At 46.2% G+C, this 9,003-nt stretch carries 17 protein-coding genes and 1 tRNA gene; 15 read left to right on the top strand and 3 right to left on the bottom strand.

Annotation, left to right across the window (positions count from 1 at the left end; translation table 11 throughout):
- Positions 1-263: 263 nt before the first annotated feature.
- On the top strand, positions 264-635 hold the full coding sequence (locus FH749_14155) for a hypothetical protein (GenBank protein MTI96594.1): 372 nt from the start codon (positions 264-266) through the stop codon (positions 633-635).
- Between the two features lie 32 nt (positions 636-667).
- On the opposite strand, the gene lexA is transcribed toward FH749_14155, so the two are convergent.
- A complete protein-coding gene (gene lexA / locus FH749_14160) occupies positions 668-1,285 on the bottom strand; it encodes a transcriptional repressor LexA (GenBank protein MTI96595.1) in 618 nt (205 codons plus the stop codon).
- Positions 1,286-1,424: 139 nt separating this feature from the next.
- Between lexA and FH749_14165 the strand changes: the two genes are divergently transcribed.
- The 3 genes from FH749_14165 to FH749_14175 all read left to right on the top strand — a co-directional run bounded on the left by FH749_14165 (position 1,425) and on the right by FH749_14175 (position 2,261).
- Positions 1,425-1,709 carry a LysM peptidoglycan-binding domain-containing protein gene (locus FH749_14165; GenBank protein MTI96596.1) on the top strand — a complete coding sequence of 95 codons (285 nt, stop codon included), beginning with the start codon at positions 1,425-1,427 and terminating at the stop codon, positions 1,707-1,709.
- Positions 1,710-1,764: 55 nt separating this feature from the next.
- On the top strand, positions 1,765-1,962 hold the full coding sequence (locus FH749_14170; protein ID MTI96597.1) for a hypothetical protein: 198 nt from the start codon (positions 1,765-1,767) through the stop codon (positions 1,960-1,962).
- A 223-nt stretch (positions 1,963-2,185) separates the two neighbouring features.
- A tRNA-Trp gene (locus tag FH749_14175) sits at positions 2,186-2,261 on the top strand.
- A 115-nt stretch (positions 2,262-2,376) separates the two neighbouring features.
- On the opposite strand, the gene FH749_14180 is transcribed toward FH749_14175, so the two are convergent.
- On the bottom strand, positions 2,377-2,592 hold the full coding sequence (locus tag FH749_14180) for a hypothetical protein (protein ID MTI96598.1): 216 nt from the start codon (positions 2,590-2,592) through the stop codon (positions 2,377-2,379).
- A gap of 117 nt (positions 2,593-2,709) precedes the next feature.
- Here FH749_14180 and FH749_14185 point away from each other — a divergent pair, with 117 nt between their 5' ends.
- From FH749_14185 to zupT, 10 genes are all read left to right on the top strand, one after another.
- Positions 2,710-2,991, top strand: a complete 282-nt coding sequence (locus FH749_14185; GenBank protein ID MTI96599.1) for a hypothetical protein — start codon at positions 2,710-2,712, stop codon at positions 2,989-2,991.
- 100 nt (positions 2,992-3,091) lie between these two features.
- On the top strand, positions 3,092-3,328 hold the full coding sequence (locus FH749_14190; GenBank protein ID MTI96600.1) for a hypothetical protein: 237 nt from the start codon (positions 3,092-3,094) through the stop codon (positions 3,326-3,328).
- Between the two features lie 79 nt (positions 3,329-3,407).
- Positions 3,408-3,935 carry a hypothetical protein gene (locus FH749_14195; protein MTI96601.1) on the top strand — a complete coding sequence of 176 codons (528 nt, stop codon included), beginning with the start codon at positions 3,408-3,410 and terminating at the stop codon, positions 3,933-3,935.
- Positions 3,932-4,189 (top strand): cation:proton antiporter, encoded by a 258-nt coding sequence (locus FH749_14200; GenBank protein ID MTI96602.1) that lies wholly within the window; start codon positions 3,932-3,934, stop codon positions 4,187-4,189. The genes FH749_14195 and FH749_14200 overlap by 4 nt, the downstream gene beginning before the upstream one ends.
- On the top strand, positions 4,186-4,506 hold the full coding sequence (locus FH749_14205) for a cation:proton antiporter (protein ID MTI96603.1): 321 nt from the start codon (positions 4,186-4,188) through the stop codon (positions 4,504-4,506). The genes FH749_14200 and FH749_14205 overlap by 4 nt, the downstream gene beginning before the upstream one ends.
- Positions 4,503-4,742: a DUF4040 domain-containing protein gene (locus tag FH749_14210; protein MTI96604.1), complete on the top strand. Its 240-nt coding sequence runs from the start codon at positions 4,503-4,505 to the stop codon at positions 4,740-4,742. Before FH749_14205 ends, FH749_14210 begins: the two co-directional genes overlap by 4 nt.
- Positions 4,739-4,981: a hypothetical protein gene (locus FH749_14215; GenBank protein ID MTI96605.1), complete on the top strand. Its 243-nt coding sequence runs from the start codon at positions 4,739-4,741 to the stop codon at positions 4,979-4,981. The genes FH749_14210 and FH749_14215 overlap by 4 nt, the downstream gene beginning before the upstream one ends.
- Positions 4,971-5,495, top strand: coding sequence for a hypothetical protein (locus FH749_14220; GenBank protein ID MTI96606.1), 525 nt, complete (start codon positions 4,971-4,973; stop codon positions 5,493-5,495). The genes FH749_14215 and FH749_14220 overlap by 11 nt, the downstream gene beginning before the upstream one ends.
- Entirely contained in the window at positions 5,467-6,378 is a 912-nt protein-coding gene (locus FH749_14225) for a hypothetical protein (GenBank protein MTI96607.1), read from the top strand. The genes FH749_14220 and FH749_14225 overlap by 29 nt, the downstream gene beginning before the upstream one ends.
- Before the next feature lie 247 nt (positions 6,379-6,625).
- Entirely contained in the window at positions 6,626-7,444 is an 819-nt protein-coding gene (gene zupT, locus FH749_14230; GenBank protein MTI96608.1) for a zinc transporter ZupT, read from the top strand.
- A gap of 36 nt (positions 7,445-7,480) precedes the next feature.
- Here the strand turns inward: zupT and FH749_14235 are convergent, their stop codons facing one another.
- Positions 7,481-7,819: a CBS domain-containing protein gene (locus FH749_14235; protein MTI96609.1), complete on the bottom strand. Its 339-nt coding sequence runs from the start codon at positions 7,817-7,819 to the stop codon at positions 7,481-7,483.
- A gap of 671 nt (positions 7,820-8,490) precedes the next feature.
- On the opposite strand from FH749_14235, the gene FH749_14240 reads away from it, so the two are divergent.
- The gene (locus FH749_14240; protein ID MTI96610.1) at positions 8,491-8,913 is read left to right on the top strand and encodes a YjbQ family protein; all 423 of its coding nucleotides are present in this window, start codon (positions 8,491-8,493) and stop codon (positions 8,911-8,913) included.
- Positions 8,914-9,003 lie beyond the last annotated feature (90 nt).

Genomic DNA, 9,003 nt, shown 5'->3' on the forward strand with positions numbered 1-9,003 from the left:
ATATAATGACCATGGTTTTTGAGTTGGGACGCCCTGGTGCTGCTGTAATGGGTAGCACGCTAACGGGGCGTCCTTTCCTTTCATAAGATAAGGTCATTATACCTAGCAGTTGTTGGACAGGCAATACAGTCAACTTTTGGGCTATATGGTTCAGCAAAAACAATCTAAACTGCGATTGATTATTGAAAAAACCTTGTCTGCAGGCAAGGTTTTTTTATTTAGACAATATAATTTGGTAAGAAGTGTTTGGAGGAGGTTGAAAGGTGAATACTGTGGTGATTACCGAAAAAAAGAAGCGGTTCCGCCAAGATAAAGACAATCCTTACCGCTCGCGTTATATGCTATATAAATTAATTGACGAAAACGGGCATCTGTATATTGAAGTGGAACAACAGGATTTTGTTCTCAACAGCAAAGTGGCATCGTCCATACATTGTACACCGGAGATTCGGTCCCGTAAAATTGGCAATCAGTTAATTGAATATATGTTGAATAATGTACGCGAAATCGGTGAAGTCGGGCCACTATATTCTAACTGGCAATCGGGTAAAATTGCCTTGATAGTGGAACAGAAAAATATGTTGGTAAAGGAGGCAATACGCAAACGCTTTGCCCGGAACTTAAAAAGAATATAGAAAAACAAAAAGGAGGCAAATGCCTCCAAAATTTAGTCCATTACCCGAAATACAGCCGTAACTTTGCCAAGGACAGTTAGGCTGTCAGTGAGGATGGGCTCATAGGCGGGATTTTCCGGTTGCAAACGGTAGTGATCCCTTTCGATAAACAAACGTTTGACGGTGGCTTCATCCTCCAATAAAGCCACAATAATTTCTCCATTATCAGCAGTGTTTTGCTGGCGGACAACTACCATATCGCCGTCAAGAATTCCTGCATTCATCATACTGTCGCCCTGAACTTTCAGAACAAATTGCGCAGAACCCTGCTTGATAAAACCTGCAGGAACGTCGACATATTCATCTACATTCTCTTGGGCAAGAATCGGCTCACCGGCGGTTACCCGACCCACCAGCGGTAGGGCGACCATAGTAGTGGCAGTGGGTTGATTGAAGTCAGGGTCGGTGATCTCAATCGCCCGAGGCTTGGTGGCATCACGGCGTATGTAGCCTTTGGCCTCTAACTTTTCCAAATGGGCATGAACTGTTGAGGAGGAGCGGAGCCCCACAGCTTCGCCGATCTCCCGAACAGAAGGGGGGTAACCCTTTTTCAAAACTTCGGATTTAATGAAATCATAAATGCGTTGTTGGCGTGGGGTGAGGGATTTCATTAGCATAGCCTCCCAATGAAGATTCTTTCACTCAGTATAACAGAAATTTTGGAGCAAGGCAAACGTAAGTTCGAAAATCCTTGACACAGAACATACATTCTGGCATAATAAACACAAACAAATGTTCCGGGGTGATTAGATGACTAAAAGACAAAGACGCCGCTTGCGCAGACGCCTACGTAATCTCTGTTTATTGGTTACATGTGTTTTCCTGATCCTGTCCCTGACAACGGTCTTGGCTCAGTCATCAAATAATAGCACTGATTATCTGACTTATACAGTTCAATCCGGGGATACATTATGGGAAATTGCCAGTGAATACCGTGGTCGCACCGAAATTCGGCGATATATTGATTTAATTCGTAGTCACAACGATCTCGGGACAAGCCATATTAGGCCTGGTCAGGTTTTAGAACTCCCGTAAACTTTGTGCATATTCACCTTTGCTAACGCAAAGAATATGCTTGGGGGTGAGTTGAATGCCGGACAGATTTCCGATTGACTATCCAAAAACTGAAGATTGGTTTGAGGCCTGGCGTCAATACAATTATTACTACGGACATTCAGAATTACCGCCAGAGCCAACTGTGAATGATCAACACCATAAGCAAAACTTTAGCGATGCTTACACCGAGCATAATTATTATATTGACTATGACCAACATGGCGGAGTTTAAAACCGCCATTTTTCCCAAAAAACAACTTCCGATAATATATATTATGTTAACTAGCTAAAATTTTCAGCTTGGTTTTGTTAATTATAGCAAAAAACTTTAAAAGTTGCTTCCTCCCTCTTTTTTTGTTTATCTCGATAGCTTGTCCAACCCAAAAGACCAAAGTTTTCTCAGCTTTGTGGTCATTGACAAACATCAGCATCTGTTTTATAATAAAGCTTGTCGCAGGGGAGTGGCTCAATTGGTAGAGTGGCGGTCTCCAAAACCGTTGGTTGCAGGTTCGAGTCCTGTCTCCCCTGCCAAATAAACTCAAGCATATCAGGGCTATATAAGCCCTGTTTTTTTATTTCTTTCTTATGTTTTTTAATTTGTTGCCCATTTCGTGCCCAACTACACCACAACACGCCATAAATCTCTCTAAATTTGACCGCTCAGAATCCTCTCTAATGCGTTTCCAAGCGGTGGGTAAGGGATAAGGCTACCCACATACGAGGGTAGCCGAACTTTATCGATAATTTCTTCTTTTAGCAAGACATGATTCTTATTGGATGAGAGCATCATGATTGGCGCCAGATCAGAATATCCCTTGTTAATAATTGCTTTTGCCACCTGGAACCCATCCATTCTAGGCATCCAGCGATTCAATAAAATCAGCTTTTACTTAGGCAAATAACGCTTCGTGAATTTCGCCCGGTCCCGGTCTGTGGCCTAGGGAATATGCTGTACTAATATCGTCTAGGAGGGTACAGAGTGACTTATTACGGTAAGCAGCCACCATGGCCCTGGCCGCCGGAACCGCCGAAACCACCCAATCCACCAAAACCGGAGCCGGATGCATGTCCGCAAGAACCGGGAACAGTGTTGCGCATTTCAATTCCTGCCGGTGCCGATATAAATTTGGCAAACTTGTTGGAGATTAGCGCACCAACAGGAATTTGCCTCTTGGTCCGGATTCCAACCCTGGGTGGAGCCTTGACAGAGCAATTGATAAATGCCGTTAAACAAGCCGGCGGTAGTGTTGAGTTTGAATAAACAAAAGGCCCTTACGGGTCTTTTGTGCTATCCCTGCTCTTTTTGCCCAGTCCGCGCAAATGCACGCCCGAATATGCTGTACCATCAAAAAGCAGGAGGTATGTCAGTGACTAACCAAGGCCATTATCCGCCCCCCTCCCATCCATGTCCCCAACAGCCAGGGACCCTGATCCGAGTATTTATCCCCGCTGGTGCAGTAATTAACCTGGCAAACTTGATTGAGGTCAGTTCCCCTTCCGGGATATGCTTAATTGTGCGGATTCCTCTGCTTGGCGGCAGCGCCCAGGATATTCTGAGCGCTATTCAACAAGCCGGAGGCACTGTGGAGTATATGTAGTTGTTAACGCGCCCGCTGTTGCGGGCGTTTTTAATTTGGCATGATTGTCGGTTCGGCCGGGTAAGCTAAACATTGGAAAATGACGGACTGGAGGGCTGGCATGCTAATTAGACGCGTAGTGGGAAGCACCTTAATTCTGTTGTCCATCTGGCTCACTTTGGTGGATACTTTGTCGCTGACCAATATCGCCATAGGTCTGTTGCTGGCAGCATTGGTGAATATCTTTTTTTCCGAAGCGGTACATCGCTACATATCTCCCCGGATACTGAACCATATCTTTACTGGTCTGCTCTATCTGCCTTTATTTATTGTCGAAATCTTTTCTGCCAGTTTCCGCCTCGCCCTGCAGGTTTTTCAGCCTCGTCCCAAACTGAAACCGGCAATTGTCGCCCTCCCCTTAGAAGTGTCAACGCCCACTGCGATGACAATGCTTGCTATTATGGTTACCCTCACACCCGGCACGCTTGCCCTAGACTTGGACCCCAAGCAGCGTCTGCTCTATATACATTGGGTAGATGTGACCACAACAAACAAAGAACTATATAAAGATAAAGAGGCAAGCATTGGTGATATGGAACTATGGGCCAAGCGGATTTTTCAACGATGATTCTCGCTGTAATCTTTGTCCTCCTCTTCTCCTCTCTCGTCTGTTTATATCGGGTGATTGTAGGCAGGACAATTTACGATCGCTTAATTGCTGCCGACGCCATTGGCGTCATGTTTGCGCTAATCATCGTGCTCTGCGGCAGCTATTTTCAGCAGCCTTATCTCTATGATGTCGCCTTGGTATATGGAGTGCTTTTGTTTCTGGACATGTTGATCTTTGCCAAGTATCTGGAAAAGGGGGACATCCTGAAATGAACTGGAGTATTCCCGGCTATCTGCTGCTAGTTCTAGGAATATTCTTTACTCTTGCCACAGCAATCGGCATGGCTCGGTTTGAGGAATTATTTATAAAATTGCATCTTGGTTCTAAATGTCTGACGGCCGGAGCCTTATCTGTTCTGTTTGGCGTGATGTTTCTTGAGGCTGTTGTCTCAGGGAAAATTATTTTGCTGGCGGTTTTTCTTGCCCTTTCCAACCCGGTCGCCTCTCATGCTTTGGCCCGGGCAGCCTATAAAAATGCCGAGGGACCGGAAGGCTTATATATTGATGAATATCGGGGGAAGGATTCATGACCTACGTCTACTACTTGTTTCTCGGCTTTATGATTTTGACTGCGTTATTTTCCATTCTCTACACCAATCTGCTCAATGCGCTGGTCTGCTTCTCGCTTTTTAATTTGGCGATGGTGGTGGTGTTTTTGTTATTACAAGCGCCGGATGTAGCCATGGCGGAAGCGGTTATCGGTCTTGGTCTGACAACCGCCCTCTTTATCGTGGCCGTCAGCCGCACCCGGGAGCGGGCAGATTGAGGAAAGTCTGGTGTCTAGTGCTGCTAACCGGGTTGCTTACAGCCATATTCCTGGCCCTGATCGAGCTTCCCTCACCCAATGAGTTGCGGCCGACGGCCTGGCATTATGTTACCTGGGGTGTGGCAGATACCGGCGCAGTAAATTTGGTGAACGCTGTACTTTTTGATTACCGCGTTCGATACCTTAGGCGAAGCAACTGTTATATTTACCGCTGCTGCAGCATTCAAAATGCTTTTTGACAGCCGCCGGGCTTTTTTCTTTCAGCATGGAATGTCTGAGATCGTCAAATCCGGGATGGCAATTTTCTCCCCGATAATTTTTATCTTTGGCTGCTATCTAATCTTGGCGGGCCATTTGTCGCCAGGTGGCGCGTTTCAGGGTGGGGTGGTCTTGGCGGCGATAAGTGTGGTGATTACCGTGGCATATGGGCTCTGGTATCAGGCGTTACCGGACTCTGGACATCCGGGTTCTACGGAGGTTGAGGGGTTGAAAGAATTACCCGTACTACTAATCTTGATTCCATTGGTTACAGCCTTTGCAATCCCACTGATATCGGTTGTCATCCGCAGGCGCTACCTGGTGCTGGCGCTGCTGGGCACAGCTCTCACCGCCTTGCTCAGTATCTGGGGGCTGTTCCTGGCCCTGGACACCACAATTGTCTATCCGGTCGGTGGTTGGTCTTTGCCCTGGGAATTATTCTCACATTGGAACCCGCCTCTGCGCTATGGTCTCTCTGCTCTCTCTGCTGTTTAGTCTGATTTTGATTTATTCATTCAGCTTTATTCGCCGCGGGGCTGCACGCTATTATTACACTTTGTTTTTTTTACTCTGGGCAAGTGTCAATGGCCTGATTTTTACCGGCGACTTATTCAATACAATTGTATTTATCGAAATATCCTCCGTGGCGATATATGCGCTAATTGCTTGGTCACAAACAGATGAAGCGTTGGAAATTGTGTTTAAGTATATGCTGGTAGGCACCATTGGAACCAGCTTCATCATTCTTTCGACTGCGATCCTCTACGCCGCCGCTGGGAGCTTGAGCATTACACATCTCGCCGGGCTAATTCCGGAACTTCCCTTGCGTATCCAGGTGATAACAATTATCCTGTATATCTTTGGTTTCGGCGCCAAAGTAGCTTTAATCCCAGTAAATGCCTGGTTGGCCGATGCCCACGCCTTTGCTCCTACCCCTATTAGCGCTCTTATTTCCGCCGGGTTCATGAAGGTTCTTTTATATGTCTTTTTTCGGATAGCGTACAGTGTTTATGGATGGGAGCTACTTAGTGCCCTAAATATCGACAAACTGCTGCTATATTTTGGCGCAAGCACAGCACTTATCGGCGCCTTCTTGGCCATGGGCCAACAGGATTTAAAGCGAATTCTGGCATATTCAACGATTACGCAACTTGGTTTTATAATTATGGCCTTCAGTTTAGGTACCATTGACAGCCTCGTAGCCGGAATCTATCATTTACTGAACCATGGGGTCGTCAAGGGCACTCTGTTTTTGGCCGTCGGTGTCTTGGAACAGCAAACGGGAAGCACAAGCCTGGAGAAACTTAGAGGAATTGGACCTCGGCTGCCAGTTGCCTTTATGTGCTTTGGAATCGGAGCGCTAGCTTTACGATGTTGATACATTATTTTCACTATTTTTTGCTGGCCTGATTTGTCTGCAATCCTGGGTAAAATCGCTGCATAGCGGCAATCTCAATCGGTATCAAGTTTGGTACATTACCCTGTTGGTATTAGTTCTGTTTTACTGGATAGTAATTTTCCCCCGCGGCTTATAGACATATGCCTAGCCAAGACGGGTAATATGTTGCGCATAGCTTGTCCTCCACATATGCTGAACGGCAAATGTCCTTAAAGGAGGCAAGTGTATGAGCGATGTACTGCTGGCGGCGCTATTGACCTTATTTGCCGGGCTGGCCACCAGCGTAGGCGGCGCAATCGCCTTTTACGCCAAACGAACCAACACCCGATTTCTCGCAATCGCCTTGGGGTTTTCGGCAGGTGTAATGATCTATGTTTCCCTGATGGAAATAATGGTGAAGGCTGAAGAAATCCTAATCGAATCCATGGGCGAAGTAAACGGCAGCTGGGTAACCGTTATCGCTTTCTTTGCCGGCATGGCGTTTATTGCGATAATCGACAAATTCATCCCCTCATTCGAAGAAAGTCCGGACGCGGGGCAGACCGTCCAACAAGCAAAGGAATCCGGCACAACAGGTGTAAACAAATACAATTATTCGTTGTTGCGGATGGGGATGTTTACAGCCCTGGCAGTGGGGATTCACAATTTCCCCGAAGGGTTTATAACTTTCTTCTCCACCCTGCGCGATCCGGTGCTTGGCGTCAGCATAGCAATAGCGGTTGCAATCCATAACATTCCTGAAGGAATAGCAGTTGCAGTGCCAATCTTCTATGCCACCGGCAGCCGGAAAAAAGCCTTTGTCTGGGCCTCTCTATCCGGATTGGCGGAACCGGTTGGCGCATTGGTGGGGTATGTATTACTGGCGCCGATTTTGAGCGACACAATCTATGGAATTGTTTTTGCTTCAGTAGCCGGGATTATGGTCTATATTTCCTTTGACCAACTCCTGCCCGCAGCAAGAAAATATGGGGAGCACCATCTCTCGGTGCTGGGTTTGGTGGCCGGGATGGCGTTGATGGCACTGAGTTTACTCCTGTTTATGTAACAATTAAAGTCCTTTCGATCGAAAGGACTTTAATTGTTATGCGCGTGATTTGGTCAGATATTCAATTATTTCCCGGCGCCGAACAATACCGATAAATACCTCTTGATCATCGGTAACCGGCACAAAGTTTTGGTCTATGGCCAAGGAGAGCAAATCGCCGATATTGGCATAAATCCGCACCGGCTGATTGTCCACCCGGCGGGGCACTTCCGAAAGCAATATTTTCTCAGTTCCCCGGAAATCTAAGCCGGGAGTGTTTTTGAATTTCCACAGCAGATCACCCTCGGTCAATGTCCCGGCATAGCGCTTTTGCTCATCGATAAGTGGTACAGCCGTATAACGATGATATTCCATCTTCTCCAGGGCTTGGCGCATTGTACATTTTAGCGGCAGATAAGCTACGTCTTTTTTGGGAATCAGAAAAAAAGCTACGTTAACTGATTGCAAACTATCCCCCCTACGGCAAACTCAATCCTACATGTGTATGCGGCCTAGTTGATTTACATACACTACACTATATTAAACAATTCGGGATTAAAAGCAAGTTTAGTTCAATCCCTCCCTCTATACGTACATCTATAGTATAGCAAAAAAAATACACAGATTGTGAGGAGCGAGAACAATTAGTGAGATTAATACGGTAACGGAGTGGCTGCGGGACTATCAAGGCGAGGTTCTCAAAATCAGAAAGCGGGAACTAATACTGGGAACAGGCCAGGTTATAGACAGCGATGAAGCCGATATTGCCTTAGAATCGGTATCGGTCCGTGCTCTAGACAAAGCTGACGCTGACGATTATGTCTCGATTCAGGAGTTAATACTCCATGGTCATGGCACAATTTACAGCAAAAAGGGCAAAGAACTGTTACCCCAAGAGGCCTTCGAAATTGCCTTGGACGGGGAGTTAAATGTTGAGGCAAAAAACGACTTGCTAAGAATCGAAACATCACGGGCTATTTACACCATTCACCCGGGCAAACTCCATTGACCCCGGGCTTCTGTTTTTTATTGTAGCTTGTTAAAATAGCCCAAAAGGAGGTACGAGCGTGAAGACATATCGCAAAGAGTTAGTTTTTACAATCAAATCCCGACGGGCATTGAAGAATATTACCCCTGAAATCGAAGCTGCCGTAGCCGAAAGTGGTATCAGGGAAGGTCTTTTACTCTGTAATTCAATGCATATTACCGCCAGCGTCTTCATTAATGATGATGAAAGCGGTCTTCACCATGATTTCGAAGTCTGGCTGGAAAAACTAGCACCTGAGAAGCCCTATACCAACTATCGCCACAATACTTATGAGGACAACGCTGATGCCCATCTGAAAAGGACGATTATGGGCCGGGAAGTTGTCGTTGCCATTACAGAAGGACGCCTGGATTTAGGAACCTGGGAACAAATTTTCTATGGTGAATTTGATGGAAAACGCCCCAACTGGCATTGTACAGTGGTAGACACAGCAAAGGCCTAAAAAAGCCCATGACACAGGGGCTAACCCGTCATGAGCCTAAAAACGTGTTGTGACTACAATATTTACTGTTTTGGACTAGGAAACTCGACA

The sequence above is a fragment of the Bacillota bacterium genome (assembly GCA_009711825.1).
Taxonomy (GTDB): Bacteria; Bacillota; Proteinivoracia; order UBA4975; family VEMY01; genus VEMY01.

Excerpts from the sequence above, each read along its gene's own strand:
- FH749_14210 (MTI96604.1), top strand. The coding sequence starts at position 4,503 with ATGACCTACGTCTACTACTTGTTTCTCGGCTTTATGATTTTGACTGCG.
- FH749_14180 (MTI96598.1), bottom strand. The coding sequence starts at position 2,592 with ATGCCTAGAATGGATGGGTTCCAGGTGGCAAAAGCAATTATTAACAAG.
- FH749_14170 (MTI96597.1), top strand. The coding sequence starts at position 1,765 with ATGCCGGACAGATTTCCGATTGACTATCCAAAAACTGAAGATTGGTTT.
- lexA (MTI96595.1), bottom strand. The coding sequence starts at position 1,285 with ATGAAATCCCTCACCCCACGCCAACAACGCATTTATGATTTCATTAAA.
- FH749_14165 (MTI96596.1), top strand. The coding sequence starts at position 1,425 with ATGACTAAAAGACAAAGACGCCGCTTGCGCAGACGCCTACGTAATCTC.
- zupT (MTI96608.1), top strand. The coding sequence starts at position 6,626 with ATGAGCGATGTACTGCTGGCGGCGCTATTGACCTTATTTGCCGGGCTG.
- FH749_14225 (MTI96607.1), top strand. The coding sequence starts at position 5,467 with ATGGTCTCTCTGCTCTCTCTGCTGTTTAGTCTGATTTTGATTTATTCA.
- FH749_14235 (MTI96609.1), bottom strand. The coding sequence starts at position 7,819 with ATGCGCCAAGCCCTGGAGAAGATGGAATATCATCGTTATACGGCTGTA.
- FH749_14195 (MTI96601.1), top strand. The coding sequence starts at position 3,408 with ATGACGGACTGGAGGGCTGGCATGCTAATTAGACGCGTAGTGGGAAGC.
- FH749_14200 (MTI96602.1), top strand. The coding sequence starts at position 3,932 with ATGATTCTCGCTGTAATCTTTGTCCTCCTCTTCTCCTCTCTCGTCTGT.
- FH749_14220 (MTI96606.1), top strand. The coding sequence starts at position 4,971 with ATGCTTTTTGACAGCCGCCGGGCTTTTTTCTTTCAGCATGGAATGTCT.
- FH749_14190 (MTI96600.1), top strand. The coding sequence starts at position 3,092 with ATGTCAGTGACTAACCAAGGCCATTATCCGCCCCCCTCCCATCCATGT.
- FH749_14205 (MTI96603.1), top strand. The coding sequence starts at position 4,186 with ATGAACTGGAGTATTCCCGGCTATCTGCTGCTAGTTCTAGGAATATTC.